This window comes from Pelomonas dachongensis, assembly GCF_043555865.1.
GTDB classification, from domain to species: Bacteria; Pseudomonadota; Gammaproteobacteria; order Burkholderiales; family Burkholderiaceae_C; genus Pelomonas; species Pelomonas dachongensis.
Map to the genome: position 1 here is coordinate 448,663 of NZ_JBIGHY010000003.1, position 26,560 is coordinate 475,222.

At 71.2% G+C, this 26,560-nt stretch carries 29 protein-coding genes; 13 read left to right on the forward strand and 16 right to left on the reverse strand.

What is annotated here, in order from left to right; genetic code table 11:
- Positions 1–13: 13 nt before the first annotated feature.
- Both ACG02S_RS11120 and ACG02S_RS11125 read right to left on the reverse strand, forming a co-directional pair.
- Entirely contained in the window at positions 14–292 is a 279-nt protein-coding gene (locus ACG02S_RS11120; RefSeq protein ID WP_394470522.1) for a DUF2277 domain-containing protein, read from the reverse strand.
- Between the two features lie 12 nt (positions 293–304).
- A complete protein-coding gene (locus tag ACG02S_RS11125; RefSeq protein ID WP_394470523.1) occupies positions 305–472 on the reverse strand; it encodes an oxidoreductase-like domain-containing protein in 168 nt (55 codons plus the stop codon).
- Between the two features lie 33 nt (positions 473–505).
- Between ACG02S_RS11125 and ACG02S_RS11130 the strand changes: the two genes are divergently transcribed.
- The 5 genes from ACG02S_RS11130 (at position 506) to ACG02S_RS11150 (ending at position 3,963) form a co-directional block, all read left to right on the forward strand.
- Positions 506–913 (forward strand): hypothetical protein, encoded by a 408-nt coding sequence (locus ACG02S_RS11130; RefSeq protein WP_394470714.1) that lies wholly within the window; start codon positions 506–508, stop codon positions 911–913.
- Positions 914–2,146, forward strand: coding sequence for a helix-turn-helix domain-containing protein (locus tag ACG02S_RS11135; RefSeq protein ID WP_394470524.1), 1,233 nt, complete (start codon positions 914–916; stop codon positions 2,144–2,146).
- Positions 2,147–2,182: 36 nt separating this feature from the next.
- Positions 2,183–2,830 carry a Vgb family protein gene (locus tag ACG02S_RS11140; protein WP_394470525.1) on the forward strand — a complete coding sequence of 216 codons (648 nt, stop codon included), beginning with the start codon at positions 2,183–2,185 and terminating at the stop codon, positions 2,828–2,830.
- A 39-nt stretch (positions 2,831–2,869) separates the two neighbouring features.
- Entirely contained in the window at positions 2,870–3,253 is a 384-nt protein-coding gene (locus ACG02S_RS11145; protein WP_394470526.1) for a hypothetical protein, read from the forward strand.
- A 65-nt stretch (positions 3,254–3,318) separates the two neighbouring features.
- A complete protein-coding gene (locus ACG02S_RS11150; protein WP_394470527.1) occupies positions 3,319–3,963 on the forward strand; it encodes a pyridoxamine 5'-phosphate oxidase family protein in 645 nt (214 codons plus the stop codon).
- A 15-nt stretch (positions 3,964–3,978) separates the two neighbouring features.
- Here the strand turns inward: ACG02S_RS11150 and putA are convergent, their stop codons facing one another.
- A complete protein-coding gene (gene putA, locus ACG02S_RS11155; protein WP_394470528.1) occupies positions 3,979–7,536 on the reverse strand; it encodes a bifunctional proline dehydrogenase/L-glutamate gamma-semialdehyde dehydrogenase PutA in 3,558 nt (1,185 codons plus the stop codon).
- Positions 7,537–7,624: 88 nt separating this feature from the next.
- Here putA and ACG02S_RS11160 point away from each other — a divergent pair, with 88 nt between their 5' ends.
- The 4 genes from ACG02S_RS11160 to ACG02S_RS11175 all read left to right on the forward strand — a co-directional run bounded on the left by ACG02S_RS11160 (position 7,625) and on the right by ACG02S_RS11175 (position 9,295).
- Positions 7,625–8,098: an Lrp/AsnC ligand binding domain-containing protein gene (locus ACG02S_RS11160; RefSeq protein ID WP_394470529.1), complete on the forward strand. Its 474-nt coding sequence runs from the start codon at positions 7,625–7,627 to the stop codon at positions 8,096–8,098.
- 104 nt (positions 8,099–8,202) lie between these two features.
- Positions 8,203–8,547: a Fic/DOC family N-terminal domain-containing protein gene (locus tag ACG02S_RS11165; RefSeq protein ID WP_394470530.1), complete on the forward strand. Its 345-nt coding sequence runs from the start codon at positions 8,203–8,205 to the stop codon at positions 8,545–8,547.
- Positions 8,544–9,113 (forward strand): Fic family protein, encoded by a 570-nt coding sequence (locus ACG02S_RS11170; protein ID WP_394470531.1) that lies wholly within the window; start codon positions 8,544–8,546, stop codon positions 9,111–9,113. Before ACG02S_RS11165 ends, ACG02S_RS11170 begins: the two co-directional genes overlap by 4 nt.
- A 38-nt stretch (positions 9,114–9,151) precedes the next feature.
- Positions 9,152–9,295, forward strand: coding sequence for a hypothetical protein (locus ACG02S_RS11175; RefSeq protein WP_394470532.1), 144 nt, complete (start codon positions 9,152–9,154; stop codon positions 9,293–9,295).
- 10 nt (positions 9,296–9,305) lie between these two features.
- Here the strand turns inward: ACG02S_RS11175 and ACG02S_RS11180 are convergent, their stop codons facing one another.
- The 3 genes from ACG02S_RS11180 to ACG02S_RS11190 form a co-directional block, all read right to left on the reverse strand.
- A complete protein-coding gene (locus ACG02S_RS11180) occupies positions 9,306–10,013 on the reverse strand; it encodes a dienelactone hydrolase family protein (protein ID WP_394470533.1) in 708 nt (235 codons plus the stop codon).
- Between the two features lie 71 nt (positions 10,014–10,084).
- The gene (locus ACG02S_RS11185; protein ID WP_394470534.1) at positions 10,085–11,398 is read right to left on the reverse strand and encodes a hypothetical protein; all 1,314 of its coding nucleotides are present in this window, start codon (positions 11,396–11,398) and stop codon (positions 10,085–10,087) included.
- Between the two features lie 12 nt (positions 11,399–11,410).
- A complete protein-coding gene (locus tag ACG02S_RS11190; protein WP_394470535.1) occupies positions 11,411–12,238 on the reverse strand; it encodes an SEL1-like repeat protein in 828 nt (275 codons plus the stop codon).
- 148 nt (positions 12,239–12,386) lie between these two features.
- Here ACG02S_RS11190 and ribA point away from each other — a divergent pair, with 148 nt between their 5' ends.
- Positions 12,387–12,995, forward strand: coding sequence for a GTP cyclohydrolase II (gene ribA, locus ACG02S_RS11195; protein ID WP_394470536.1), 609 nt, complete (start codon positions 12,387–12,389; stop codon positions 12,993–12,995).
- Positions 12,996–13,147: 152 nt separating this feature from the next.
- Here ribA and ACG02S_RS11200 read toward each other — a convergent pair whose 3' ends face one another.
- Positions 13,148–13,345 (reverse strand): hypothetical protein, encoded by a 198-nt coding sequence (locus tag ACG02S_RS11200; RefSeq protein WP_394470537.1) that lies wholly within the window; start codon positions 13,343–13,345, stop codon positions 13,148–13,150.
- 258 nt (positions 13,346–13,603) lie between these two features.
- Entirely contained in the window at positions 13,604–13,996 is a 393-nt protein-coding gene (locus tag ACG02S_RS11205; RefSeq protein WP_394470538.1) for a VOC family protein, read from the reverse strand.
- A gap of 350 nt (positions 13,997–14,346) precedes the next feature.
- Here ACG02S_RS11205 and ACG02S_RS11210 point away from each other — a divergent pair, with 350 nt between their 5' ends.
- Positions 14,347–16,494, forward strand: a complete 2,148-nt coding sequence (locus ACG02S_RS11210) for an ATP-binding protein (protein WP_394470539.1) — start codon at positions 14,347–14,349, stop codon at positions 16,492–16,494.
- On the forward strand, positions 16,491–18,689 hold the full coding sequence (locus tag ACG02S_RS26455; protein ID WP_474103949.1) for a putative bifunctional diguanylate cyclase/phosphodiesterase: 2,199 nt from the start codon (positions 16,491–16,493) through the stop codon (positions 18,687–18,689). The genes ACG02S_RS11210 and ACG02S_RS26455 overlap by 4 nt, the downstream gene beginning before the upstream one ends.
- A gap of 12 nt (positions 18,690–18,701) precedes the next feature.
- On the opposite strand, the gene ACG02S_RS11230 is transcribed toward ACG02S_RS26455, so the two are convergent.
- Positions 18,702–19,472: a helix-turn-helix domain-containing protein gene (locus tag ACG02S_RS11230; RefSeq protein WP_394470540.1), complete on the reverse strand. Its 771-nt coding sequence runs from the start codon at positions 19,470–19,472 to the stop codon at positions 18,702–18,704.
- Between the two features lie 111 nt (positions 19,473–19,583).
- Here ACG02S_RS11230 and ACG02S_RS11235 point away from each other — a divergent pair, with 111 nt between their 5' ends.
- Positions 19,584–19,907: a DUF2834 domain-containing protein gene (locus ACG02S_RS11235; protein WP_394470541.1), complete on the forward strand. Its 324-nt coding sequence runs from the start codon at positions 19,584–19,586 to the stop codon at positions 19,905–19,907.
- Positions 19,908–19,925: 18 nt separating this feature from the next.
- On the opposite strand, the gene ACG02S_RS11240 is transcribed toward ACG02S_RS11235, so the two are convergent.
- Genes ACG02S_RS11240 through ACG02S_RS11270 form a run of 7 tightly spaced genes read right to left on the reverse strand, consistent with a single transcriptional unit; the run spans position 19,926 to position 26,555 of the window.
- Entirely contained in the window at positions 19,926–20,465 is a 540-nt protein-coding gene (locus ACG02S_RS11240; protein ID WP_394470542.1) for a DUF805 domain-containing protein, read from the reverse strand.
- Positions 20,466–20,490: 25 nt separating this feature from the next.
- The gene (locus ACG02S_RS11245) at positions 20,491–21,870 is read right to left on the reverse strand and encodes a DUF58 domain-containing protein (protein WP_394470543.1); all 1,380 of its coding nucleotides are present in this window, start codon (positions 21,868–21,870) and stop codon (positions 20,491–20,493) included.
- Positions 21,867–22,847, reverse strand: a complete 981-nt coding sequence (locus tag ACG02S_RS11250; protein ID WP_394470544.1) for an AAA family ATPase — start codon at positions 22,845–22,847, stop codon at positions 21,867–21,869. Before ACG02S_RS11250 ends, ACG02S_RS11245 begins: the two co-directional genes overlap by 4 nt.
- Positions 22,844–24,145: a DUF4350 domain-containing protein gene (locus tag ACG02S_RS11255; protein WP_394470545.1), complete on the reverse strand. Its 1,302-nt coding sequence runs from the start codon at positions 24,143–24,145 to the stop codon at positions 22,844–22,846. Before ACG02S_RS11255 ends, ACG02S_RS11250 begins: the two co-directional genes overlap by 4 nt.
- Positions 24,142–24,873, reverse strand: a complete 732-nt coding sequence (locus ACG02S_RS11260) for a DUF4129 domain-containing protein (protein ID WP_394470546.1) — start codon at positions 24,871–24,873, stop codon at positions 24,142–24,144. Before ACG02S_RS11260 ends, ACG02S_RS11255 begins: the two co-directional genes overlap by 4 nt.
- A complete protein-coding gene (locus ACG02S_RS11265) occupies positions 24,860–25,606 on the reverse strand; it encodes a hypothetical protein (RefSeq protein ID WP_394470547.1) in 747 nt (248 codons plus the stop codon). Before ACG02S_RS11265 ends, ACG02S_RS11260 begins: the two co-directional genes overlap by 14 nt.
- On the reverse strand, positions 25,596–26,555 hold the full coding sequence (locus ACG02S_RS11270) for a stage II sporulation protein M (RefSeq protein WP_394470715.1): 960 nt from the start codon (positions 26,553–26,555) through the stop codon (positions 25,596–25,598). The genes ACG02S_RS11265 and ACG02S_RS11270 overlap by 11 nt, the downstream gene beginning before the upstream one ends.
- Between the last annotated feature and the right edge of the window lie 5 nt (positions 26,556–26,560).

Below are 26,560 nucleotides of genomic sequence, written 5' to 3' on the forward strand. Positions count from 1 at the left end.
CGGCGATTGTGCGTCAGCCCTGCGGTGTGCCGAAGCGCTCGGCCGAGCGCGCCTTGGCCTTGGCAGCCTCGACCTCGCGGTTCTTCGGCTCGGCCGTCGTGGTCAGCGACGCGATCAGCTGCCGCGCCTCGTCGGCGATGGCCTTGACGGCATGGTCGAAGGCTTCCTCGTTGGCCTTGGACGGCACGTTGAAGCCGCTGAGCTTGCGTACGAACTGCAGCGCCGCGTCGCGGATCTCGAGCTCGGTGGCGGGCGGCTCGAAGTTGAACAGGGTGCGGATGTTGCGGCACATGGGCAAGGCCTTTCAGCTGGCGTCCGGATGACGTTCCTTCCAGGCGCGCAGCGCGCGGCAGTACTCGTCCATGGCCAGGTCGTGCAGGTCGAAGATGCAGGGGTCACAGCCGTTGCCGCAGCAGGCGTCGAAGTCCGGCGCGGGCGGCGGCTGGGGCATCGGGTCGGGGTCGGTGGTCACGGCGCCGATTCTGGAGCAGCGAAGATGCCAGGCATGTATGCCATCAAGGCCGAGATCCGCGACCCGCAGGCCACGCGCTTCGTCTTCGCCGCACAGAAGACGATGTACGGCGGCAAGTGCATCGCCGTGGGCGACGTGATCTACCTGTTCGCCAGCGAGAACGAAGGCGGCGCGGGGCTGGTGGCGCGCGGCGTGGTCACCGCCGTCTCGCCCGCGCCGAAGAAGCCAGGCGTGGCGCGCCAAACGCCGCGCGTCAGCGTCACGGTGCAGCGCACCGCGCTCGCCACCCGCCGCCTGGGTCGCACCGAGCTGAAGCCGTTTACGGACTGGGCCGACGGCCGGCCCGACACCGAGCTGAACTTCAAGCTCTACCGCCAGGCCACGGACAAGATCGTGGGCCTCAGCGGGGCGGCGGCGGCCTTCCTCGACGGCTGTTTTTGAATGGACTCGCTGATCTCCGCCGCCGCCCGTGCACTGGCCGCCGGCGATGCGTTGCAGGCGCTGAAGCACGTGGCCTTGCGCGACGATGCGCCGGCGCTGGCGCTGCGCGGCATTGCGATGGCGCAGCTGGGCGAGCTGGCGCGCTCGCGCGAACTGCTGCGGAAGGCGGCGCGGGCTTTCGGCACGCACGAGGCGCTGGCGAAGGCGCGCTGCGTCGTCGCCGAGGCCGAGGTCGCGCTGGCGCTGCGCGACTTCGGCGCGCCGCCGCGCGCGCTGGAGGCCGCACGCCACGCGCTGGAGGCCCGCGGCGACCATGGCAATGCCATGCAGGCGCGGCTGATCGCAGCGCGGCGCTGGCTGCTGCTGGGCCGGCTGGCCGACGCCGCCGCGCTGCTGGCCGACCTCGACACCGCCGGGCTGGCGCCACTGCCGGCCGCCGTTGCGGCACTGGCGCAGGCCGAACTGGCGTTGCGCGCGCTGCGGGTCGACGACGCGCAGGTCGCCTTGGCCCGCGCCGGGGACGAAGCGCTGCGGGCTGGCATTCCTGCGCTGCAGGCCGAGGTCGAGCATGCGCGGGCCGTGCTGCAGCAACCCGCCGCGCGGCGCGTGAACGCGGACGGCAGCGCGACGCCGCTGCGGCTGTCCGAAGTGGCCGCGCTGCTGGACTCGGGCGCGCTGGTCGTGGACGCCTGCCGCCACGGCGTGCGCGCAGGCGCCACCTGGCTGGCGCTGGCGCGCCGGCCCATCCTGTTCACGCTGGCGCGCGCGCTGGCCGAGGCCTGGCCGGGCGACGCCAGCCGCGAGGCCTTGATCACCCGCGCGTTCCGGCTGCGCGAGCCCGACGACACGCACCGCGCACGGCTACGCGTGGAGATCGGCCGGCTACGCGCGCTGCTGGTCGACCTGGCCAGCGTCACCGCCACGCCGGACGGCTTTGCGGTGCAGCCACTGCACGGCCGCGCCGTGGCGGTGCTGGCGCCGCCGGTAGAGAGCTGGCAAGGCGAGCTGCTGGCGCTGCTGGCCGACGGCGCGGCCTGGTCCACCTCCGCACTCGCGCTGGCGCTAGGCAGCAGCCAGCGCCACGTGCAGCGCGAGCTGGGCGAGCTAGAGGCAGCGGGCCACGTCTGCGCCGTGGGCCAGACGCGCGCGCGGCGCTGGCTGGCGCCGCCCTTGGTCGATCTCGCCGGTTTCACGACCATCTTGTTACTCCCCGCCGCGCCGCCGTCTGCGTAGATTGGCGGCCATGCGCTGCAACACGAGGACCCCGCAATGACCGCCAACACCCACCCCGCCGAGATCGTCCGCGAGTACGGCCCCTTCGACGACAGCCCTGCCATCCACGGCGTCACGCACGACGGCGAGCGCGTCTGGGCCGCGACGGGTGCGGCGCTGCTCGCCATCGCGCCGGCCAGCGGCGACGTGCAGCAGCGGCTGCCACAGGCCTGCGACGCCGGCACGGCTTTCGATGGCCGGCACCTGTGGCAGATCGCCGCATCGCACATCGCCAAGATCGACCCCGCCTCCGGCGCCGTCGTCGCCACCATCCCGGCGCCAGGCAACAGCTGCTCGGGCCTGGCCTGGGCCGAAGGAAGCCTCTGGGTGGGCCAGTACCGCGACCGGCGCATCGTGCAGATCGACCCCGCCACCGGCGCGGTGCGCCGCAGCATCGAGACCAACCGCTTCGTCACCGGCGTGACCTGGGTTGACGGAGAGCTGTGGCACGGCACCTGGGAAGGCGACGAGAGCGAGATCCGCCACATCGACGCTGACAGCGGCGCCGTGCTGCAGACGCTGCAGATGCCTGCGGGCACCGGCGTCAGCGGGCTGGAGTCCGATGGCTGCGATCTGTTCTACGCGGGGGGCGGCAGCAGCGGCAAGGTGAGAGCCGTGCGGCGGCCCCAGCGCGCCGGCAGTTGATCCCGGTTGCTTTTCTGCGGTGGCTCGCACAATGCCCGCGTGCCCGTATGGATGCTTGATCGACAGGTGCTGCAGCCGCACGGCTATGCCGAACGTTCCTGCGTTCTGGTCAGGTACCGGCTGCCAGCGTTGCGACACTGCTTTGTGCTGTGCCACGAACCCAATAGCGGCGAGACGCCATCGGCGGAACTGATGGTTTTCTTTCTGGGCGAGGCTGCGCGGCTGGCCGAAGCCTCCGTTGGGGACGATCAGGCTTTCATGCTGATACACAGCGGCCGTTCCATCCGCAGGCGCGGCAACTGGCACCAGCACGTCTTCGTCGTTCAACGCCGATGGCAGAAGGCGTGGGTCTATACCGTGCTGGGCTTGAAAAACATCGCCCTCGCGGTTTACAACGTCGTCGCGGGTGATCGCCACCGCTGACCGACCTGCCCCAGCCGAGCGGGCGACCACCACAATCGCGGCATTCCGATGCCTGCCCGCGAGCCATGACCACCGCCCACCGCCTGACTGCAGCGCTCATCCACACCGAGGCCCAGCTGCGCGCCCTCATCGGCGAGCCCGCCGCCATCGTCTGCGCCAAGATCACAGACCGGCTCAACGCCGCGACCCGCCGGTACGTCGAACAGTCGCCCTTCATTTGCCTGGCCACCAGCGACGCGCAGGGCCGCTGCGACGTGAGCCCGCGCGGCGACCCCGCCGGCTTCGTGCGCATCCTGGACGACCGCACGCTGCTGGTGCCGGAGCGGCCCGGCAACCGGCTGGCGGACTCGCTGCGCAACCTGCTGGCCAACCCGCGGCTGGGCCTGCTGTTCATCGTGCCGGGTGCGGCGGATACCTTCCGCGTCAACGGCCGCGCGGTCATCACCACCGATGCGGCGCTGCTCGCCCCCAGCGCCGTCGAAGGCAAGGTGCCGTCGCTGGGCCTGATCGTGGACATCGAGGAGGCCTACACGCAGTGTTCCAAGGCCTTCCTGCGCTCGCACTTGTGGGACCCGGCGCGCTTCGTCGGGCCGGGCGCGCTGCCGACCAGCGGCGAGGTGCACCGCGCCATCCAGGGCGAGGGCTTCGATGCGGAGCGCCACGACCACGAGCGCGCGCAGCGTTATGGCCGTCGTGAAGGCTTCTACTGAAAGGCGGGTGGGCGGTCAGTGGCCGCCGGCCAGCAACGCCGCATTGCCCCCCGCCGCTGCCGTGTTGACCGTCAGCGTCTGCTCCGCCGTGAAGCGGTAGAGCTGGCGCACATGGCCGGCCGCGGTGACCAGCGGCAGGATGGCGCCGGGACGTGCGGCGAGGATCTGCGCGAGGCGGTGGGCAGTCGCCGCGTCCGACGATGCCAGCGCGACGCCGGCCAGGGCCGGTGCGGCGAGCACGCCGGCCGTGGCGGTCTCGGGCAGCAGCGTCAAGGCCTGGGCCGGCAGGCCAGCGCGCAGCAGGGCCTGCGCCGCGCGCTCGTCGCCACCCAGCCAGACGACGCTGTTGCCGGCCAGCAGCGCGCTAACGGCCGCCGCCAGGCCCACCTCGCCACGGCCGAGGACGGCGAAGGCGCCGCGGGCATGGTGGCGCAGCGTGTTGCTTTCGCCAGTGGGGCCGGGCAGCACGGCTTCGGCGAACAGCGCCTGCGCGGCAGTGAACAGGTCGCGCAGCACGAAGGCCGCGGGCGCATCCATCGTGTCGACACCGCGGCGCAGCGTGGCGATGCGCTCGGCCAGCGGCGTGCCGCGCCACGTCGCCTCCACGCCCAGCGCCAGCGGCGTGGGCGGGCCGTCGAGCTGCAGCGGCGCAGCGGGCGCGTCGATGCGCGGCTCGGCGGCGAAGCGGCGCAGGTAGTCCGGCCCGCCGGCCTTGGGGCCAGTGCCGGACAGGCCTTCGCCGCCGAACGGCTGCACGCCCACCACGGCGCCGATGATGTTGCGGTTGACGTAGACGTTGCCCACGCTGGCCAGGCTGGCGAGCCGTTCAGCACGGCTGTCGATGCGCGTCTGGATGCCCAGCGTGAGACCGTAGCCCAGCGCGTTGATGTCGCGGATGACGTCGTCCACCGGGCCGCTGAAGCGCACCACGTGCAGCACGGGGCCGAAGATCTCGTCGCCCAGGTCGGCAACGCGACGGATCTCGAACGCGACGGGGCGGATCTGGCGCGGCAGCGCGTCGTGCACGGGCGCCTCAGCGATCAACGTCGCCTCGCGCTTCAGGCGCTCGACGTGGCGGCCGATACCGGCGTGGGCTTCGTCGTCGATGACGGGGCCGACGTCGGTGGCCAGCTGCTCGGGCTTGCCGACCCACAGCTGTTGCAGTGCGCCCTTCAGCATCTCGATGACGCCGTCGGCGATGCTGTCCTGCACGCACAGCAGGCGCAGCGCCGAGCAGCGCTGGCCTGCGGAGCGGAAGGCGCTCTGCACGACGGCGTCGATGACCTGCTCGGGCAGCGCGGTGGAGTCCACCACCATCGCGTTCAGGCCGCCGGTTTCGGCGATCAGCGGGACCGGTGCGTTGGACTTCTTCGCCAATGACTTGTTGATGATCTGCGCCACCGCCGTGGAGCCGGTGAAGCACACACCCGCCGTGTGCGCGTGGGCCACGAGGCCGGCTCCGACCGTCTCGCCCGCGCCGTGCAGCAGCGCCAGCGCGTCGGCCGGCACGCCGCTGTCGTGCAGCAGCTCGACCATCTTCAGCGCGACGAACGGCGTCTGCTCGGCCGGCTTGGCCGCGACGGTGTTGCCTGCCACCAGCGCAGCGACGACCTGGCCGGCGAAGATGGCCAGCGGGAAGTTCCACGGGCTGATGCAGACGAACACGCCGCGGCCCTGCATGTGGGCGGCATCGTGCTCGGCGGTGTCAGCGTAGTAACGCAGAAAGTCCACGGCCTCGCGGACCTCGGCCACGCAGTCGGCCTGGGTCTTGAAGGCCTCCTTGACCAGCAGCGCGCAGAACTCGGGCAGCCGCCCGTCCAGCGCATCGGCAGCGCGGCGCAGCATGGCGGCACGCTGCGCAACGGGCGTAGCGTTCCAGGCGGTGAAGCCGGCGTGCAGGCGGGCCATGGCGGCATCGACGTCGGCGGCCGTGGCCTCGGGCACGGTGTCCACGCGCACCGTGTCCAGCGCGGCCTGCAGCGGCGCGCGCTGATGCGGCGCGGTCAGGTCGGCGCCGTTGGAGTTGGCGCGGCCGCGGCCTTCGCCGTCCAGGTAGAGCGCCGGTGGCAGCGGCAGCGCGCTGGTGTCACGCACGTCCAGCAACGGCGAGCCCAGCAGCTCGGGCACCTGCACGGTCGGGTCGGCCAGCTGGTGGACGAAAGACGAGTTGGCACCGTTTTCCAGCAACCGGCGCACCAGGTAGGCCAGCAGATCGCGGTGCTCGCCCACGGGTGCGTAGACACGGCAGGGAATGCTGCCGTCCTTCAGCACCTCGCGGTAAACACCTTCGCCCATGCCGTGCAGGCGCTGCATCTCAAACTTCGCGCCGGCAGCGCGCGCCATCTGCACGATGGCCGCGATGGTGCCGGCGTTGTGCGTCGCGAACTGCGGGTAGATGACGTCGGCATGCTGGATCAGCGCGCGGGCGCAGGCCAGGTAGGAAACGTCGGTGTGCTGCTTGTGCGTGAACACCGGGTAGGCCGCCAGGCCCAGCTCCTGGGCGCGCTTGATCTCGCCGTCCCAGTAGGCGCCCTTGACCAGCCGCACCATGAAGCGCAGGCCGTGCTTGCGGGCGATGGCCGCCACCTCGTCGACGACGGCCAGCGCGCGTGTCTGGTACGCCTGCACCGCCAGGCCAAAGCCGCGCCACTGCGGGTGGACGAGGGCAATGCGCGCGGCCAGCGTTTCCAGCACGTCCAGCGACAGCTCCAGGCGGTCGACCTCCTCGGCGTCGATGGTCAGGTTGACGTTGGCGTTGGCCGCCAGCTCGATGAGTTGCCACACGCGCGGCAGCAGCTCGGCGAACACTCTGCTGCGCTGCAGCACCTCGTAGCGGCTGAACAGCGCGCTGAGCTTGATGGAGATGCCGTCGGAGGCTTCGGGGCTGTCGGCGCGCTGACCCGCCGCGATGGCCTTGATTGCGTTGATGTACGCGGCCTGGTAGCGCTCGGCGTCGGCCTCGGTGCGCGCACCCTCGCCCAGCATGTCGTAGCTGAAGCGCAATTGCCTCTGCTGCTTGCGTGCGTCGTCCGCCTCGCTCATCGCCTCGTCGATGTTGCGGCCCAGCACGAACTGCCGGCCCAGCAGCTGGATCGCGCGCACGGTCGCGGCCACCACGGTCTGCGCGCCCAGGCGCTTGAACATCCCGCCCTCGTCCTGCGCGCCCGGCAGGAAGCGCTTGGACATGGAGATGGCCGACGCCGAGAGCGCCGCCAGCATCTTGTGCGGGCTGCCAACGCTTGCGCCGTCGAAGTCGGCGCGGCCCAGCTGGTCGGCCGTCAGCGCGATGGCGGTGGGCGCGTCCGGCACGCGCAGCAGCGCCTCGGCCAGCCGCATCAGCGCCAGGCCCTCGCTGCTGGTGATCGGGTACTCGCGCAGCAGCGACTCCATGGCCCAGAACGGCGCCGGGTTGCGCCGAACCTGCTGCACCCAGGGTGACGCCATCGCGAGGACGCCAGGCCAGTCCAGCGCGGGGCCGACGCGCGCGGCCAGGGCCTGCACCACGGGGCCTTCAGCCCGGTAGGGATCGGGCAGGCGGGGCGACTCGGGCGGGGTGGCGAACGGCGTGGACATGCAGAACCTCCTGTGAGGATTGGCACTCTATCCATGTGTTTCATGGATTAAATTGCAAGCATTAGCCGACGACTAGAGATAAATCCAGATGAACGACGACGCCAGCCGACTCGACAAGATCGACGAACGCATCTTGCGCGTGCTGCAGGCCGACGGGCGGATTTCCAACCTGAAGCTGGCCGAGGCCGTGCATCTGTCGCCCACCGCCGTGCTGGAGCGCGTGAAGCGGCTGACCCGCGACGGCTACATCCTGGGTTACGAGGCACGGCTGAACCCGGCCAAGCTGGGCGCGGCAATGCTGGTCTTCATCGAGGTGCACCTGGACCGCACGGTGATGGACGTGATGGACACCTTCAAGGCCGCCGTGCAGGCCCGGCCCGAGATCCTGGAATGCCACCTGGTGGCCGGCGGCTTCGACTACTTGCTGAAGACCCGCGTGCGCGACATGGCCGCCTACCGCGAGTTCATCGGCAGCGTCATCTGGACGCTGCCGGGCGTGCGGGAGACGCGGACCTACGCCGTCATGGAGGAGGTGAAGTCGACGAATGCGCTGCCGTTCTGATGAACGTGTCGAGTTTTCTTTGAATGATCGACGCGTCAGGTGATCATGTCGATGGAGTCGACACATCCTTCTAATTTGTCAATTCGCAAAAGGTTCGTCGACACATGACCTGCGACCCCCAGCAGCCGTACAACGACCTGCCGGCACTTCCTCCGCAGGCGGAGGTGGAGTCGCGCGCGGTGCTGAAGGCCTGTATCGCCGCCCGCGCGGCGGTCGCGGAGCCGAAAGCGGCCGGGCAACTGATCCCGAATCAGGGCGTTCTGATCAATTCGAGCCCGCTGCTGAAAGCGCAGGACAGCAGCGAGATCGAGAACATCGTGACCACCACGGACCAGATGTTCCTGTTCGACGCACCAGCGAAGCCGAGGCCGATCCCGCCACCAAGGAAGCGCTGCGCTACCGCACTGCGCTGTGGGAGGGCTTCCAGGCACTGGCCAGCCGGCCCTTGAGCACCAACACCGCCGTGCAGGTCTGCCGCTCCATCCAGGGTGTCGATATGGACATCCGCCGCACGCCGGGCACGACGCTGACCAACGACCGCACCGGGCAGGTGATCTACACCCCGCCCGAGGGGGAAGCCCTGCTGCGCGAGAAGCTCGCCACCTGGGAGCGCTGGATGCATGGCACCCTGCCCGGCAGCGAGCACGTGGACTCCCTGGTGCGCATGGCAGCGAGCCACTACCAATTCGAGGCGATCCATCCGTTCACCGAAGGCAACGGCCGCACGGGGCGGGTGCTCAACCTGCTCTACCTGGTGGAACAAGGCCTGCTGGACATTCCCGTGCTCTACCCTGAGCCGGCACATCCTGCGCAACAAGGCCGACTACTGCAACGGGGTGCAGGCGGTCACCACAACGGGCGCCTGGCAGCCCTGGCTGCTGTTCATGCTCAAAGGCGTGACCGAGACCGCGACGTGAACCATGAACAAGGTGGTGGCGTTGCGGCACCTGCTGAACGAAACCGCCGAACGCATGCGCAGGGACGCCAGCCAGATCTATTCACGCGAGCTGGCTGAACTGGTGTTCGCGGCCCTACTGCCGCATCGCCCATGTGGTGGACGCCGGCCTGGCCAAGCGCCAGACGGCCAGCGCCTACCTGAAGGAGCTGGCCGCCATCGGCATCCTGCACGAGCACAAGGTGGGCCGCGAAAAGCTCTTCCTGAATCCGGCGTTCATGGAGCTGTTCAAGCGCGAGTAGCGGTCCACCGTCAGCCCAGCTCGCGCCCGAAGAACCGCATCGCCCGGTCCCACGCCACCTGCGCCCACGCCGCGTCGTACTGCGTCTGCGGGATGCGCCCCGGGCCCTGCGCCTGCTCGTTGGCGAACGCATGGTGCGCCAGGTAGCGGTGGCCTTCGTAGCGCACGCTGGCTTCGGCCAGCTTGGCCTCCAGGCCGTCCACGCCGGCAATGGCGAAGAACTCGTCCTGCGTGGCCCAGTGCGCCTGCAGCGGGATCTTGATCTGGCTGGCGTCCACGTACTCCAGCGGCGGCATGCCGTACCAGACCACCGCGGCGTCGGCCTCGGGCACCATCGTCGAAGCCAGCACGGTCAGCGCGCCGCCCATGCAGTAGCCGGTCACGCCGACCTTGCCGCTGCCGAGCTTCAGGCCCTTCAGGTAGCTCACCGCGCCCCGCACGTCCTGCGAAGCGGCGTCGCCGAAGTTCAGATCGGTCATCAGGTGGTGCGCCTCTTCGGCCTCGACCGTGCGCTTGCCCCGGTACAGGTCGGGCACCAGCGCCGTGAAGCCGGCTGACGCGAAGCGGTCGGCCACGCCGCGGATCTGGTCGTTCAGGCCCCACCATTCCTGGATGACGACGACCGCGCCGAGCGGTTGAACGGCTTCGGCGAGATAGCCGCTGACGGTGCCGCCGTCGGGGCGGGTGAAGGTGCACGAGGAGGCGGATGGGCGGGTCATGGCAGGCTCCAAAAACGGCAAACCCGCAGCCTACCGCCCCCATGCCGGTCGTGCCGCGGTGGGGTCGCCCGTCAGATCTCGCTGATGACGAAGCTGCTGGCCTCCAGCCGCGTGCGGCCTTCGGCGCGCAGCCCGCCGCCGCCGACGCGCAGCGGCTCGACGTTGGCGTGGTGCGCGACCAGTCGGCCATCGACGAACACCCAGGCCTTGTCGTCGCTCGTGACCAGTCGCAGCGTGATCTCGGCCGCGCCATCGGCAGGCCAGGGCACGCTGCGCAGCAGCTGCCATTTGTCCTTGGCGGCGTCGTACTCGTGCAGCCACAGCGTGTTCTCGCCCCACATCGCCGTCAGCAACGCCCTGCCCTCGGCCTGCTTGGCCGTGGCAGACGGGCGGCCCTGCAGCATCACGCCGGCGCGGTGGTCCTCTCCCCTGCCCTGCACGCGCACGCGGGCGGTCACGGCCGTGCCGGCGTAATCCAGCGGGAAGCGGCTGGCGGGCACGGTCCACGCAGCGGTCTCGTCGCGCAAGCCTTCCAGCACGAGGCGCTTGCGGCCCGTGTCGCGCTCGAAACGGCTGCCGTCATCGGCCCAGTTGTCGCCCCAGGCGTCATCGCTGGCGCCGGCCTGCGCACCGTCATCGCCCTTGCCCAGCAGCTTGCCGAACAGGCCGGTCACCGCCTTGGCGGCCCCAGCGGCGGAGCGCTTCGTCTGGAAGCCTTCCTGCAGCAGCACCACGGCGCCAGGCAGCGCACGCGCGCCGGACAAGCGCGCCAGCCGCTCATCCACACCCGTGGCCTCCAGTGTCAGCGCCTGCACCAGCGCCTGACCGCGCGAGCTGCGCACGCCGATGCGCACCGGCTCCAGGTCGTAGACCTCGCTGCGCCCGACCTCCTGGCCATCCACCGACACGGTCAGCCGGCTGCCCTGGCTGTCCACCACCAGCGTGTGCGGCGCGCCGGCGTCGCCCGCCAGGCTGGGCGCAGGCACGCGGCGCAGCAGCGGACCGATCCACTTCTGCTGGATGGCCCGGGAGACGACGAGGTCGCGCTCGCGCGGGCGCAGCAGCACGGCGATGACGGTGCCGTCGGCGCCATGCAGGGTCAGGCCCAGCGTGGCATCCGTGGCTTCAGGCTGCACGGCGGCCAGCGTGACGCTGGCGCGCCAGCTGGCGCCGGCCGGCAGCGTGACAGGCCGCGTGGCGGTGTGCACGACGCGGTCCTCGGGCGATGCGGCCACCTGCAGATGGCCGCCTTGCCATTGCGAGCCGCCGTCGAGCTGCCAGGCGGCCGGCGCCAGCAGGCTGGCGGGCGGGGTCTGTGCCGACAGCGGACCGGCGGCCAGGCACAACGCCAGCAGAAAGAGTCGGAAAAACGGGGTGCGGTGCATGGCGCGCCTTCTTCAACGGAACAGCGGGGCCAACTCGGCCGCCGTCAGGCGGCGGCGGGTGGCGCTGGCGTAGGCCGATTCGGCGGCCCGCTCGGCCGCGCCGGCAGCGGCCTCATCGGGCGGTGCGCCCCAGCCGTTGCGGTGCATGCGCGCCTTCAGCAGCAGGCAGGCGACGATGTCGCCGGGGATCGCCTCCTTCTTCGGGAAGTTTCCGGGCCGCGCCGTCTCACACAGCGACACCAGCCGCAGCGCCTCGCCTTCATCGCGCGGCACGCCGCGGCCCGTCAGGTACAGCTTGGCCAGCGTCAGCGCCGCCCACGGGTAGAAATGCTGCGCCGAATAGGCGTTGCGCCGCAGGATCTCGGCCGCGCGCGCGGGGTTGGACGACGGGAAGAAGTGCTGCGCGTGCCGGCGCTGGTGCAGCGCGAACTGCACCATGCGGCGCCGCGCAGCGATGTTGTAGTCCTGCGGGTCCACATGCGCGTCCAGCAGCGCCTGCAGCGCTTCCAGCTCGCCCCGGGTCTCCATCGGCACGTCCAGGTCGGCCTCCAGCAGCAGCCACATGCGCTCGTTGTTGCGGCTGTCTTCGTCCATGCGCCTTTGTGCATTGGCCGCCAGCACGCCCAGCCCGCTGGCGATCGCGTTGGCCGCTGGCGTGCTGGCCGTGATGCTGCGGTTCTGCAGCGCCTTGTAGCGGGCCTCGGCGTCCGCCGTGGTGTAGCCGCGCAGCAGCGCCTCCCGCGTGATTTCGTCGCGCGTGGCCGCCGCCTGTGCGGCGCCGGCCCAGGCCAGCAGCAGCGCCGTCATGGCGATGCAGGTGAGGTGTCGTCTTGTTGTCATGGCCTCTTCGCTGATGGCAGGTGCTGCCGGTTCGGGCGGCCAATGTCATCTCATCGGCAACCGACGTCCATTCGGCAAACCCTGCGAGCCACATGGGCCAACTTTCCTGCGCCCGGCCCGCGGCGCGGGCAGCCACGACAATCGGGGCATGAAGATCGAACGCATCGTCTCCACCCGCCTGCCCACGCCGTTCGGCGAATTCGCCATCCATGGCTTTCGCGAGGGCGACACCGGCCAGGAGCATGTGGTGCTGAGCATGGGCGACCTGACGGCCGGCGACGAGCCGCCGCTGGTGCGCGTGCACTCCGAGTGCATGACGGGCGAGGTGTTCGGCTCGCTGCGCTGCGACTGCCGGCCGCAGCTGGAGGCGGCGATGAAGAGCATTGCCACCCAGGGCCGGGGCGCCATCGTCTACATGCGCGGCCACGAGGGGCGCGGCATCGGCCTGGTGCAGAAGCTGCGCGCCTACGCCGAGCAGGACGCGGGTGCCGACACCATCCAGGCCAACGCCCAGCTGGGCCTGCCCATCGACGCGCGCCGCTACGACGCGGCCGCCTGCATGCTGCGCGCGCTGGGCGTCAACCGCATCCGGCTGCTGACCAACAACCCGCTGAAGATGGCCGCGCTGGCCGAGTTCGGTATCGAGGTCGTGCAGCGCGAAGCGTCACTGACGCGGCCCGGGCCGGAGAACGAGCGCTACCTGCGCACCAAGGCCGACCACATGGGCCACCACGACCTGGGTCATCTGTTCGAGTGAGCCGCTGAAACGGCGAACGCCATGCAGTGCATGGCGTTCGTGCGGGGCGTCGTCGTCATCCACTCAACCACGGGCCTCCGGGCGATCGGTGGCTGGCGGACGTGACGATGCGCCCCTCCTCCCGTTTCGGGAGGTGCTGCAGATCTGCATGGTCAGCGGTTGCGCTGGCCGCCCGGGTTCTGACGCTCGATGTCGCTGTTCTGCGGGCGCGACGGATCGCGCTGGCCGCCCTGCTGCGACACCTGGTTGGGCGCACCGCCTTGCTGGTTCTGGTTCTGCGACGGGCTGCGGCCCTGATCCTGCTGCTGTTGCTTGTTGCCGGGCTGCTGGTTCTGGTTCACGTTGGACATGGATCACTCCTTCAGTTGACAAGTGCCGCACCGCGTTCGGTGCTGCACGTCCAACCTTAGGCTGCTGAGCCGTGAGGTCTGTAGGAGGACGCCGCGCGGGGCCGACCAAGACGCTGCGAGACGTGCACACATGTGTTGTGGCGCGACCGAGCGGCCGGTGGATGCAACAGGTGTTTACTCAAGCCGGCGTTGAGGGCTGCCTCAGCCCGCCGCAAGGCGAAGGACGCCGAGCGCTAGCTGACCATCTGACACCGCGCGTCAGGGGCGCCGCGCGTAGCTGCGCGTGAGCGCCTCCCAGGCATGCCCGTCGGGCTCGCGCCAGTAGACGATGCGCCCGCCGCCGTGGGGGTTGACCTGGAAGTCGTCCGGCCCGCCGGGCGTGCTGCGCCAGGCGATGCCCAGCGCCTGCAGCCGCGCCAGCAGGGCATCGAACTCGGCGTCGCTGACGCGAAACGCCACGTGCTGCAGCGGCACGGCACCCGCCGCGACCTCGTCGAAGTCCAGCGTCAGGTCGTCCGACACATAGACCGCGCTGAAGGGCCCCATGGCCGCCTGCGCGGACCACGGCACGTCGAGGATGGCGGCCAGCCGCTCGGCGGCGGCGCGGCGGTCCCTGGCGGGGACGAGCAGGTGATCGAGGACGGCGGGCATGGCGACCGCTAGGGTTGGGAAGACCGCCACGATACCCAAGGTTGTGCGCGCCTGGATGCCGGGCCTGCAAACGCGGCAAAAGCCACGCGCACGGCGCCCGGCTCGCGGCCGGGCTGGCGCCATGGCGTCGGGCGCTCTATAAGATCGGGCGAAATTGACAAGGCAGTCAACATTGCGGGCGCGGCCCGTGACTGGCCGTCACCGCCCCAGGTCTGACACGGGGCCAGAAAGCACGCGGGTTGGGCACTGACGCCGCAACCCGTCCAGGGGGGAAAGTGGTGGCCACGCGTTCGCTTGATGACCCGCTGAGCACCGCTGGGGAACCGGCGCCCGCGTTGCCGCTGCGGCTCATGCTGAGGTTCACATCCGAGGCCTTCGAGCAGCGGTTCGGCGCGCACTACCTGTCCTTCTACTACCGCTATGCGCAGGCGGCGCTGGTGCTGGGCATGCTGCTGGTCGCCGGCGACTTTCTTGTCGACTGGCTGGTCGAACCGGAGCTGGCGGCCAACTGGCTGCGTCTGCAGGTCGCCGTGCCGGGGCTGATGCTCGCCCTGGCCTACACCTTCCTGCCCCAGGCCCGGCGGCACTGGCAGGGCATGCTTGGCGGCTTCATCGCCGCGCTGTCGTTGTGCCTGTTCTGGATCCTGCTGCGCATCGACGCGGAAGGTGGCCAGGGACTGAGGTCGTGGGTAGGCATCCTCAACTTCACCTTCCTCGAGTTCTACTGCTTCGTCGTGCTGGGCGTTCAGTTCCGCGTCGCGCTGCTGGCGGGCCTGGTGATCCTGTTCGCGTTCGGCGCCACGCTGTGGTGGCACCCGGGCCAGTCCGTGGCCGAACTGGCCTACTGGCTCTATCACGTGGTCACACTGTTCATGTTGGCAGCCGGGGTGGGCTGGTGGCGCGAGTTCATCGTGCGCAAGGATTTCTCGGCGCAATGGGCGCTGGAGCAGGCCCGCGCCGCCGCCGAGCAGATGGCGCAGACGAAGAGCGCCTTCCTCGCCACCATGAGCCACGAGATCCGAACGCCGCTCAACGGCGTGCTGGGCATGAACGAGCTGCTGATCGACAGCCCGCTGAACCCCGAGCAACGCAGCTGGGCCGACGCCGTGCGGGCCTCCGGCCGGCACCTGCTCGCGCTGATCAACGATGTGCTGGACGCCTCCCGCATCGAGGCCGGCCGTCTGCCGCTGGAGGCGGTGGCGTTCGACCTGCCACAGGTGCTGGAAGACGTGCGGCTGATGTTCGCGCAGCCCGCGCAGGCCAAGGGACTGACGCTGCGGATGGACTGCGACCCCATGCTGGGCACCGCACACCTGATTGGCGACCCCTTGCGGCTGCGCCAGATCGTCGCCAACCTGGTCGCCAACGCGATCAAGTTCACGCAGCAGGGCGGTATCAGCGTGAACGTGCGGCACGAGCCCGCCGCCGACCTGGCCCGCGTGCGCATCGCCGTTGAGGACACCGGCATCGGTATCCCGCCCGAGGCACAGGCCCGCATCTTCGAGCGCTTCTCGCAGGTGGACGAATCAATGACGCGCCGCTTCGGCGGCACCGGCCTGGGCCTGGCCATCTGCCGCGAGCTGGCGGCGCTGATGGACGGCGACATCACGGTGCAGAGCCTCCCGGGCCGGGGCACGCGTTTCACGGTGACCGTGACGCTGCGCATGGCCGACGGCGACAGCTCGGCGCCATCCACCGCACCCCTGGCCGCGCCCGCGCGGCTGCAAGGCCATGTACTTCTCGCCGAGGACCACCCCGTGAACCGCGCCGTGGCCATCGGCATGCTGCGCCGGCTGGGCGTGACCTGGCAGGTCGCCCAGGACGGCGTCTCGGCCGTCGAGCAGGTGCGCCTGCATCTTTTCGACGCCGTGCTGATGGACTGCCAGATGCCAGGCATGGACGGCTACGCGGCCACCCGCGCGATCCGTGCGCTGCCCGACGGCCGTGGCCGTCTGCCCATCGTCGCGCTGACAGCGAATGCCACGGCCGACGACCGCGCCCGCTGCCAGCATGCCGGCATGGATGGCTTTGTCGCCAAGCCCTTCGCGCTGGCCACCCTGGCGGCGGCGCTGGCCCCGTGGCTGGCCGCCGGCACCGGCCCCGCGCAGGCCGCCGTGGTGCCCGCACCACTGCCCGCAGGACGGGCACGCATCGCCTCGGCGACCATCGCCACGCTGATAGAACTGGACGAGGCAGGCGGCTCGAGCCTGCTGCGCGAGGTCGTGTCAGGCTTCCTGGATGCCGCCGGACCGGGGCTGGTGGCGCTGCACACCGCGCTGCTACAGGACCGCCCGCAGGACGCGGCTCGCCTGGCCCACACATTGAAATCGACGGCCGGCAATGCCGGCGCCCTTGAGCTTTCCAGGCTGTTCGGCGAGATCGAGCGCAGCGCCCGCAGCGCCGACCCACGCAGCGCCCGGCCGTGGCTGGACCAGGCCCGCCAGGAACACGCGCAGGTGCAGGTCGAGCTGAACGCGCTGCTGCAGGAGCTGGCATGAACGCCGCCGGGACCCGCGTGCTCTTTGCCGACGACGAGGCCGGTACACGCACGCTGATGCGGGCGGCACTGCGCAAGCTGGGCCTGGACGTCACGCTGACCGCCAACGGCCGCGAAGCGCTCGACGCGTTCCGCGAGTCACCGCACACCATGGTGCTGCTGGACGTCGACATGCCCGAGGTCGACGGCTACGAAGTCTGCCGCCGGCTGCGCGCCGAGGCCGGCGACCTGCTGCCCATCGTCATGGTCACAGGCATGGACGACGTGGTCTCCGTACAGCGCGCCTACGAGGCCGGTGCGACGGACTTCATCGTCAAGCCGATCAACTGGTCCATCCTCGGGCACCGGGTGAGCCACCTGCTGCGCAACAACGGCCTGCAGCGCGAACTGCAAACCGCCGAGGCCCGCACCAAGGCCATCCTGCAGGCACTGCCCGACCTGTTGTTCGAGCTCGATTCGGAGGGCCGCTTCCTCGAATGCCATGTGCCGGCGACGGAGGACTTGGCCCCCCATCTGCGCGCGCTGCAAGGCCGCACGCTCAGCGAGGCGCTGTCGCCCAAGCTCGTCGATATGGGCCTGGCGGCCATCGCCGAGGCCGCGCGCATGGGCCGCTCGACGGGCCGACAGTACCGCCTGCACATGCCCGGCGGCGCGCGCTGGTTCGAACTGTCGGTGGCGCGCAAGCCGGGCGACGGCAAGGCGGCTCGCTTCATCGCGCTGTCGCGCGACATCACCGAGCGCAAGGCCGCCGAGAGCCGCATCGGGCTGCTCGCCGAGTCGCTGCATCAGACCAACATCGACCTGCGCCGCGCCAACGATGCGCTGCAGCGCCGGGCGTTCGAGGACCCGCTGTGCGGCCTGCCGAACCGGGCGTATTTCACCGAACGGCTGGAGCAGGCGCTGAAGCTGCGGTCGGACGCCAACGACCCGGCCATCCACCACGCCAGGCTGGCCGTGATGTTCATGGACCTGGACGGTTTCAAGCCCATCAACGACTCGTTCGGCCACGCTGCCGGCGACGAGGTGCTGCGCGAGGTGGCCAAGCGGCTGCGCATGATCGTGCGCGAGGGCGACGTGCTGGCGCGCCTGGGCGGCGACGAATTTGTCGCGCTGATCGAGTCGCCCGACGCCGGACAGGACGCGCTGCGGCTGGGCGCGCGCATCATCGATGCGCTGAAGCGGCCCTTCGCCGTCGGCACCCAGAAGCTGTCGCTGTCGTGCTCCATTGGGGTCGTCGTCCACCCGGACCAGGAGTCCGCCGGTGACCGCCTGCTGGCGTGCGCGGACGCGGCCATGTACGCAGCCAAGCGCGTGGGCGGCAGCACCTGCATGCCCTACGACGACAGCATGGTGGATGGCGGCACCGAGCAGGTGCTCATGCAGCAGGCGCTGCGCGAGTCGCTGGAGCGCGGTGACCTGACGCTGTCCTACCAGCCCAAGGTCGACAGCGTGCACGGCCGCATCTACGGGTTGGAGGCGCTGCTGCGCTGGGAGCATGCCCGCTTCGGCACCGTGCCACCGAGCGTTTTCATCCCGCTGGCGGAGCGTTTCGGCCTGATTGGCGCCATCGGCAACTGGGTGCTGGAGCAGGCCTGCGCGCAGCTGGCCAGCTGGCATGGGCAGGGCCTGCACACGCGCGTCGCCATCAACCTGTCGCCCCACCAGCTGCGCCAGCCCGATCTCGTCGACCGCATGAAGCAGACCCTGCGCAAGCACGGCCTGCACCCGGCGCGGCTGACCTGCGAGATCACCGAGTCGGCCATGATGGAGAACTCGGTGGAGGAACGCGGCACGCTGGACCGCATCGCCGCGCTCGGCGTGCGGCTGTCCATCGACGACTTCGGCACCGGCTACTCATCGCTGGCCCATCTGCGCCGCATCCCCGCCCGGCAGCTGAAGATCGACCGCAGCTTCGTCGTCGACCTGGAGATCAGCGCCGAGGCGCGCGCCGTCGTCGATGCCATCGTCCAGCTCGCGCACGCCGTGCGAATGCAGGTCGTGGCAGAGGGCATCGAAACCGAAGCGCAACTGCAGATCCTGCGGGAACTCGGCTGCGACGTGCTGCAGGGCTTCTACGTCGCCAGCCCGATGCCGGCAGACGCGGTGCCCGTGTGGATGTCGACGCGCGAGAACGCCCGGCGCGAGGGCATCGAAACCAGCTTCGACAGTCTGCCGGGCCGCATGACGCAGTTCTGAGCGCCGTCCGGGTCAGCTGGCGCGGCTGTCGGCGAGCGCCCGACGGGTGATCTCGTCGGCCGGGAACAGGTGCTCCACCTTCAGCGACGCCAGCGTGATGTCCAGCGGCGTGCCGAAGCTGGTGACGGTGGAGAAGAAGCTCAGCGTGCGGCCGTCGGCGGCGCGCAGCCGGAACGCCAGCACCGGCAGGTGGCTCGCGGCCTCCTGCGCGACCCAGGGCTGCAGCGTGGGCCGCAGCTCGTCCAGCAGCGCCCGCAGCCGCGGCAGGTGCTCGGCCTCGCGGCTGGCGCGGGCCCACATCTCATTGCACAGCCAGGCCTCGTCCACGCACAGCGCGCGCAGGCCGCCCGGCGCGAACACGGCGCGCAGCAGGTTCAGCGGCTGGGCCAGCATCGCGTCGGCCGGCAGCCCCAACAACGCCAGCAGCCGTGCCAGGCCGGCGTTGGCCATCACCACGTTGTACTCGCCGTCCAGCACCAGCGCCGGTGCCGCGCCGTTGGCGTGGATCAGCTGCTCCAGCGCCGCGCGCACCGGCGCCATCTCGGGCGCGTCCAGCGCGCGCTCGGCATGGGCCGGCGCGTAGCCGGCGGCCAGCAGCGCCTGGTTGCGCTCCTCCAGCGAGGCGCACAGCGCGTCCAGCAGCGCGATCAGCGTCTCGCGGCCGGCGCGCGCGCGGCCGGTCTCGATGCAGCTCAGGTGGCGTTGCGAGACGCCCGCGCGCAGCGACAGCTCCAGCTGGCTGACGCGGCGCGACTTGCGCAGGGTGGCAAGGGTGGCGGTCATGCGGCGCATTCTGCGGCGCGGCCCGCGGCACGGCGATGACCTGCGAGGTCATTGCGGCCATGCACCCGGTTGCCGAGCATGGCGCCACTTTCAACCCCCTGGAGAAAAGCCATGCGCCCCGCCGCGTTCATCGCCACCGCCGCCGTTTTCGCCGCCTTCGGCGCCTACTCGCTGTACGTGATGTGGGAGCTGGGCTATGTGGGCCTGTGGGAAGCCTGCATGGCCAACATCGGCACCTGGCAGCTGCTGCTGGACTTCATCATCCTGTCCGGCCTCGCACTGGTCTGGATGGTCGGCGACGCGCGGCGCACCGGCCGCACGGTGTGGCCGTATGCGCTCATCACGGTCTCGGCCGGCTCATTCGGGCCGCTGCTGTACCTGCTGCTGGCCCCACGCACGGCCGCCACGCGGCAGGGCCGCGAGGCAACGGCCTGAACGCTCAGGCCGCCACGTTCAGCGCGCCGCTTCCTGGGCGGCGCGCGCCTTGGCCTTGTCGGTGTACACCTTGTACTGCGGGATCGCCACCGCGGCGAGGATGCCGACGAAGCAGACCACCGGCAGGATCAGTCCCAGGATGCGCACGCCCCAGTTGTTGGGCGGCGGCGGCGGGCCGAAGCGATTGGCGCCGCGGCTGCCGGGCCAGAAGATCCACGCGAACACGATGACTGGGATGATGGACGTCAGCGTCCACCAGCCGCTGATGCCCATGTCGTGGCAGCGCTTGATACCGGTGATGACGCTGAACCACAGCAGCACCGCCAGCGCCAGCAGGCTCACCGCCGTCACCGCCGTCGTCGAGCTGATGAGGGCCACCGTCAGCACACCCGAGACCATGCCGTGGACCAGTGACGCCACCGTCGCATAGGCCAGGTAGCGCAGCCGCCCGATGCGGCCCTGCGCCGAGAAGAGCTTCAGCTCGCCCACACCATCGGTGTGCAGGTCGGCCACATGGGCGCGGGGCGGGGCGTACTGGTTCATGGTCTGTTCTGTCATGGGTTCTCCCTGGAAAAAACGTGGTTCACAGCAGCCCGGCGCGCTTGACCTGGTGATACCGGTTCACCAGCGTGGCGGCCAGCGCCTGGGGTTCGACGTCGATGGACAGCCGGTCGTGGTCGACGACGCGCGCGAAGGCGTCGTGGCGGGCCTGTGACAGCAGGTGCGCGCTGGCCACGGCCACCGCGTCGTCGGTGTCGTTGATGGCCTGGCCCGCGATGCGGCCGAGCGCCGTCTCGCGCAGACTGGCCAGCAACACCAGGTGGCGCTGGCGCAGCAGGCGCAGCGCGGGCTGCAGCTCGGGCGAGTCCTCGTCGCGGAAGTTGGTCAGGACGATGACCAGCGAACGGCGGCGCAGCCGGCGCGACAGCGTCTGGGCGGCGTCCAGGTAGTCGGAATGGTGACCGCCGGGCTGCAGGTCGTGCATCTTGTTCATCAGCACGTTCAGCGTGCCCATGCCCTTGCGCGGCGCGCAGTCACGGCGCGCGTGCTCCTCGCAGCCGAAGGTCATCGCGCCGACCTCGTCGCCCTCAGTCAGCGCCACGTAGGACAGCAGCATCAGCGCGTCCAGCGCGTCGTCGAAGTGGCTGGTCTCACCGGCACCGGCCGACTGCTCGTCGGCGCGCATGCGGCGGCCGCAGTCGAGCAGGAACATCACGCATTGGTCGCGCTCGTCCTGGTACTCGCGCACGACGGGGCGGCGGTGGCGCAGCGACGCCTTCACGTCCAGGTGGCGCAGCGGGTCGCCGCGCCGGTACTCCGCGAGCTGGCGGAAGTCCGTCCCCTGGCCGCGTTGCACGAAGTTCTTGATGCCGATCTGAGCCAGGCGCCGATCTCCCGACAGCCAGGCATAACGCGCCAGTGCAGCGAAGTTCGGGTACACGCGCAGCTGCTGCTCGGCGCCCAGGCGCTCGCGCACCTCGAACGCCCCCGCGCGGGTGCGCCACAGCAGCTGAGTCAGCCCGAGCGTGGCCATGCCGCGCTGCCTCGCCGTGGCGTGGAAGCTCGTCTCGCTGCGGCTGTGCGCCGCGATGTGCAGCCGCTGCGGCAGGCCTTCGAAGTCGAACAGCGGGTCCAGCTCGTCGAACATCTGCAGCCGCCAGTCCAGCGGCCCGGGGTTGACGAGCGCCAGCTTCAGCTCGGTGCGCGCGCCGATGGCAAACGCGGCCGGCAGGCGCCGCTCGATGCGCAGGCCGCCGGCCCGCCACAGCCGCAAGCTGCGCCACAGGTCCAGCGCCGCGACCGCCAGCAGCGCCAGCAGCAACCCCGTGCCCAGCGGCGCGACGAGCGCCAGCGGTACACCCAGGCCCAGCGCCCCTGCGGCGGCCAGGCCCAGCCCCGCCAGCACGGCAATGGCCGCCCGCGTGGGCAGCACGATGCGGCGGTGACGCCCGGCGGGCTTCAAAGCCGTGGTGCCTCCACGCTGTCGAGCGCGGCCTGCAGCAGCTCGTCGACATCGCGGCCCTCGATCTGCGCGTCGGGCGCCATCGTCACGCGGTGGCGCAGCACGGCCAGGGCCTGGGCGGCCACATCGTCGGGTGTGACGAAGTCGCGGCCGTGGATCAGCGCCGTGGCACGCGCGGTGCGCACCAGCGCGACGCTGCCTCGCGGGCCCGCGCCCACGTCCAGCCCCGGCCAGCCGCGGGTGGCGCGCACCACGCGCACCGCGTAGTCCACCACCTTGGCGTCGGCGTGCACCAGGCCGGCCAGGCGCTGCAGCTCCAGCACCTGCACGTCGTCCAGCGCCGGCTTCACGGCCTCCAGCGGCAGCTCGTGGCCGGCGCGGCCGGTGGTGACGAGTTGCACCATCGCCGCTTCCTCGTCGTGGCTGGGGTAGCCAACCCGCACCTGCAGCAGGAAGCGGTCGAGCTGCGCCTCGGGCAGTGGGTAGGTGCCTTCGGTGTCCACCGGGTTCTGCGTGGCCATGACGAGGAAGGGCCGCGGCAGTGGCAGCGTCTCGCCCTCCAGCGTGGCCTGGTACTCCTGCATCACCTCCAGCAGCGCACTCTGCGTTTTGGCCGGCGCGCGGTTGATCTCGTCGGCCAGCAGCAGGTTGGTGAACACCGGGCCATGGCGCACGCGCAGGCGGCCCAGGCCGGAGCCGGTGTCGTCCAGCACGCTGTGGCCGATGACGTCGGCCGGCATCAGGTCGGGCGTGAACTGGACGCGCGCGTACTGCAGGCTCAGCGCCTGCGCCAGCGCACGCGCCAGCAGCGTCTTGCCCAGGCCCGGCACGCCCTCCACCAGCACGTGGCCCGACGCCACCACGGCCACCAGCATCTGCTCCACGGCCTGCGTCTGGCCGACGACGGCCTTGGCGATCTCGGTGCGCAGCGCGTGCAGCCACTGCGTGGCGAGCTTGAGTTCCTCGGGCTTGATCATGGGGTGGGTCTTTCTTGGAGATGTCGGAGGAGCCGACGCCGCGCCGTCTCCAGCACCTGCAGGCGCTGCGCCAGCTCGGCCCGGGTGCTGAAGCGCGCGGTCAGCGCGGCGGCGAGGTCCAGGGCCGGCAGGCCGGTCGCGTCGGCAATGGCGCGGGCGCGCTCGGCGGACGGCAGGCGCGCAAAGCGCGGCAGACTGCGCGTTGCCTGCTCGACGAGCGCGCGCTGCTGCGCCGCCAGCAAGGCTTCGCGGCCCGTGCCGTGCAGATAGGCGCCCAGGCCGCGCACCTGTTCGGAGATGGAGCGCCGCAGCCGCGGCGCTGGCGCCAGGCGCGGGCCGAAGCGCACGGCCGCGCGCCACAGCGCCGCCGCCAGCGCCAGCAGCAGCGCGACGATGGCGATCCAGCCGCCGTGCCACAGCCAGGGCAGCAGGGCTTCACGCTTTTCCTGCAGGTAGATCCAGGCCACGGCGCCGGGCTCGGCCTGCACGGCGGCGGCCAACAGCAGCGGGTGCTCGCAGTCCAGCGCGCCTGCGTTGTGGAAGATGCGGGCATTGACGTTGAGCACCGTCACGCTGCCCTGGCCGATGGGCAGCCGCATGGCCTGCGCGGCGGGCTCGGACGGTGCGGACCGGGACGAGGCGGGCCGGACGGCGTCGAGCGCCTCGGCCTGCTGCGCCAGCAGCGCTTGCGTTTTGCGCGTGCCGTCCACCTGGGCGAGCGTCCACACCGGCGCCTGGCCGCGCTGGGCGCGCAGGAACCATTCCCGTTCGAAACCGTGACAGGCGGCGACCCATGCGGTGCCGTCCCACAGCGGCGGCGTGGACTGCAGCTCCGTGGGGCCCTGCGACGCCGGGCGCCTGGCACGCGGGGCCGACGGCCCTTCAGGCACCGGCCGGGGCTGGCGCTCCGACTTGCTCACGTAGACCTCCGAGACCGGCACCCACGTCTTCAAGGCCGTGTCGTCCCAGTCGGACGGTTGCGTCAGAACCAGGTGGCCGCCCTGTTCGACCCACTGGCGCAGCTGCGCAGCGCGCCCGGGCACCAGCTCCCAATCATGGGACAGCAGCAGCAGCCGCGCGCCCGGCGGCGGCAGCGTCGCCAGCGCCTCGTGGTGCGCGACCGTCATGCCCAGCCGGCGCAGCAGCTGCTCGAACGCGTAGACCGGGTTGTCGCGCGCCTCGCCGCGCGCCGGGCGCGCACGCTCGTCGTCCACCCATTCGGTCTCCGTGGTCAGCCACCAGCCGAGCAGCAGCAGTGCCGCGGCGGCAAGCAGCCAGGCCAGCCGGCGCACCGTCATGCCGCCCTCCCCGCCACCGGCAGCTGCGCGTCGAAGCCCTGGCACAGCGCATCCAGCGCGTTGGCCGGCAGCTCGCGCCGCGCATAGGCCACCGCCTGCCAGCCGGCCACCAGATCCGCCAGGAAGGCCTGCGACGCGGGCGCCAGCCGCAGCGCCGATAGCGCCAGGCATTCCCGCTCGGTGCTGGCCGCGCGGATGGGCACGCCGTGGGCATGCACCAGCCGCGACAACGCGCCGCGGTACAGCAGCGACAGCGCCGCACGCTGCTCGCCGCGCTGCCCCAATGCGCGCGCGGCAGCGCCGATGTCGTCGGGCAGGCTCTCGGGCCGGATGTCCAGCGTGCCCACGTGGGTGGGCGGCAACGCCGCCAGCGCCGGGCCGCCGGCGCGCAGGCGCAGCCAGTCGCGCAGGCGCAGCAGCACCGCAACCAGCAGGCCTGCGCCGACCAGCCACATGGCCACGCGCAGGCCGGTGGACAGGTTGTCGAGCAGGTCCATCCACCAGCGGGCGTCGTTGTTGTCGGACTTGTTCTTTTTCTTCTCGTCCGGCTGCTTCAAGCGCAGCCGCTTCGCCGTCTGCTTGCCGGGCAGCAGCGGGTCGGCCGCCACCGCGCTGGCCGCGGCCTGCACGGCGCTCGCGCTCATGGCCGGCGCGGCGGGCGGCGGCGCTGCGGCAGCGGTCAGCGCCATGCACAGCACCGCCAGTGCCAGGCCTTCACGCGAACGCACGGCGGAACTCCTGCTCGATGTCCCAGGCCTCCAGCGCGACGCGCCGGTTCAGGTACATCGCGAACCCCGCCGCCACGTAGAACGGCTCCAGGAACAGCACGACAGCCAGGTAGCCCGTCGCCATCACCAGATCCAGGCCCAGCTGGCCGGCGGCGTGCGCACCGGGGTTGAAGAACCAGTCCCAGATATCGCTGCTGCGGTTCTCAGGCGCGAACCACCACAGCAACGCCACCAGCCCGTAGACCAGCACGGCCTCCGCGTGCACGAAGGCGGTCTGCAGCGCCATGGCGGCACCGCGGTTGTCGTTGAGCATCAGCCGCGCCCGCTGGCGCCGCGCAGAGCCGCGCTGCGCCTCCAGTTGGTCGATGGCCTGGGTGTAGGCCCGCCACGGCGAGAAGCGCCGCCACAGCAGCGTGCGCAGCAGCTGCCCGCCCAGCACGTGGCGGCGCGCCTGCCAGAGGTCGCGCCAACCCGTCGCCTCGCCGAACACCGCGCGCGACAGCACGAACAGCAGGCTGCGGTCCAGCCAGGGCTTGAGCCAGAACACGATGACGAGGGGCAGCCAGCCGGCCACGTCCACGGTGCACAGCGCCAGCAGACCCACGACCAGCAGCAGCGGCGTGAAGCAGCGCCAGATCGAGCGCGCATGGCTGCGCACCAGCGCTGCACCCAGGTCGCAGGCTTCGCCTTGGCTGCGCGGACGCAGCGCGATGGCCAGGCCGTCAACGCGCATGCGTGCCTCCCCGGCCCATGGCCAGCAGCCACGCCAGCACCAGGGACCAGCACAGGCCGGCCACGCCGTACTTGACCGCCGGCGCGATCCAGGCCGCACTGGACCAGAAGGCCTCGAACACCGCCGCCACCACCAGCAGGAAGAACGCTGCATAGACCAGCGGCACGGCGACCAGCGCGGCGGCGCGCAGCGCCTCCAGCCGCGTCTGGCGGCCCGGCGCCAGCCAGCCCAGGCCCATGCGCAGGCCGGCCGCGCCGGCCAGCACGATGCCCGTCAGCTCGAACGCCGCGTGCGTGGCCACGAAGGGCCAGAAGTTGTGGCCCAGGCCCACCCGCGTCAGGTGCCCGGCGACGGCGCCCATCAGCAAGCCGTTGTAGACCAGCACGAACGCGCTGCCCACGCCGGCCAGGATGCCGGCGCCGAAGCAGCGGAAGCCGATACCGACGTTGTTGAAGATGTAGAAGCCGAACATGTACCAGTCGTCGCCGGCGTTGCGCAGCCGCCCCAGCGCGCTGTTGCCATCGGCGTACATGGACTCGTAACGTCGCAATTGGCCGGCATCCAGCAGGCGCAGCGCGAAGTCGGGGCCCGTCAATGCCAGCAGGAACGACAGCAGCAGCGGCAGCCCGAACAGCGCCAGCGCCACCAGCACCAGGCGGCCTTCGGCGCGCACCGCGCGGGGCAGATCCACGCGCAGCAGGCGGCCCAGGCGGTGCAGGCCGTAGTCCTGGCGGCGATAGATGATCTGGTGCGCGTCCTGCGCCAGCGCCTCCAGCCGCGCCACCAGGTGGATGGGGTAGGCGCGCGACTGCGCCAGCGCCAGGTTCTCGCAGACGCGCCGGTAGCGCGCGGCCAGCAGCGCGCCGTCCACCGGCTTGCCCTGGCGGGCCAGCGCGACCTGCTCGGCGAAGGCGTCCCACACCGGGCCGTACTCGGCCTCGAAGCGCATCGGGG

Excerpts from the sequence above, each read along its gene's own strand:
- ACG02S_RS11120 (WP_394470522.1), bottom strand. The coding sequence starts at position 292 with ATGTGCCGCAACATCCGCACCCTGTTCAACTTCGAGCCGCCCGCCACC.
- ACG02S_RS11265 (WP_394470547.1), bottom strand. The coding sequence starts at position 25,606 with ATGCGCGTTGACGGCCTGGCCATCGCGCTGCGTCCGCGCAGCCAAGGC.
- ACG02S_RS11270 (WP_394470715.1), bottom strand. The coding sequence starts at position 26,555 with ATGCGCTTCGAGGCCGAGTACGGCCCGGTGTGGGACGCCTTCGCCGAG.
- ribA (WP_394470536.1), top strand. The coding sequence starts at position 12,387 with ATGAAGATCGAACGCATCGTCTCCACCCGCCTGCCCACGCCGTTCGGC.
- ACG02S_RS11205 (WP_394470538.1), bottom strand. The coding sequence starts at position 13,996 with ATGCCCGCCGTCCTCGATCACCTGCTCGTCCCCGCCAGGGACCGCCGC.
- putA (WP_394470528.1), bottom strand. The coding sequence starts at position 7,536 with ATGTCCACGCCGTTCGCCACCCCGCCCGAGTCGCCCCGCCTGCCCGAT.
- ACG02S_RS11210 (WP_394470539.1), top strand. The coding sequence starts at position 14,347 with ATGCTGAGGTTCACATCCGAGGCCTTCGAGCAGCGGTTCGGCGCGCAC.
- ACG02S_RS11140 (WP_394470525.1), top strand. The coding sequence starts at position 2,183 with ATGACCGCCAACACCCACCCCGCCGAGATCGTCCGCGAGTACGGCCCC.
- ACG02S_RS11130 (WP_394470714.1), top strand. The coding sequence starts at position 506 with ATGTATGCCATCAAGGCCGAGATCCGCGACCCGCAGGCCACGCGCTTC.
- ACG02S_RS11235 (WP_394470541.1), top strand. The coding sequence starts at position 19,584 with ATGCGCCCCGCCGCGTTCATCGCCACCGCCGCCGTTTTCGCCGCCTTC.
- ACG02S_RS11230 (WP_394470540.1), bottom strand. The coding sequence starts at position 19,472 with ATGACCGCCACCCTTGCCACCCTGCGCAAGTCGCGCCGCGTCAGCCAG.
- ACG02S_RS11160 (WP_394470529.1), top strand. The coding sequence starts at position 7,625 with ATGAACGACGACGCCAGCCGACTCGACAAGATCGACGAACGCATCTTG.
- ACG02S_RS11185 (WP_394470534.1), bottom strand. The coding sequence starts at position 11,398 with ATGCACCGCACCCCGTTTTTCCGACTCTTTCTGCTGGCGTTGTGCCTG.
- ACG02S_RS11190 (WP_394470535.1), bottom strand. The coding sequence starts at position 12,238 with ATGACAACAAGACGACACCTCACCTGCATCGCCATGACGGCGCTGCTG.
- ACG02S_RS11250 (WP_394470544.1), bottom strand. The coding sequence starts at position 22,847 with ATGATCAAGCCCGAGGAACTCAAGCTCGCCACGCAGTGGCTGCACGCG.
- ACG02S_RS26455 (WP_474103949.1), top strand. The coding sequence starts at position 16,491 with ATGAACGCCGCCGGGACCCGCGTGCTCTTTGCCGACGACGAGGCCGGT.
- ACG02S_RS11150 (WP_394470527.1), top strand. The coding sequence starts at position 3,319 with ATGACCACCGCCCACCGCCTGACTGCAGCGCTCATCCACACCGAGGCC.
- ACG02S_RS11180 (WP_394470533.1), bottom strand. The coding sequence starts at position 10,013 with ATGACCCGCCCATCCGCCTCCTCGTGCACCTTCACCCGCCCCGACGGC.
- ACG02S_RS11135 (WP_394470524.1), top strand. The coding sequence starts at position 914 with ATGGACTCGCTGATCTCCGCCGCCGCCCGTGCACTGGCCGCCGGCGAT.
- ACG02S_RS11240 (WP_394470542.1), bottom strand. The coding sequence starts at position 20,465 with ATGACAGAACAGACCATGAACCAGTACGCCCCGCCCCGCGCCCATGTG.
- ACG02S_RS11165 (WP_394470530.1), top strand. The coding sequence starts at position 8,203 with ATGACCTGCGACCCCCAGCAGCCGTACAACGACCTGCCGGCACTTCCT.
- ACG02S_RS11200 (WP_394470537.1), bottom strand. The coding sequence starts at position 13,345 with ATGTCCAACGTGAACCAGAACCAGCAGCCCGGCAACAAGCAACAGCAG.
- ACG02S_RS11255 (WP_394470545.1), bottom strand. The coding sequence starts at position 24,145 with ATGACGGTGCGCCGGCTGGCCTGGCTGCTTGCCGCCGCGGCACTGCTG.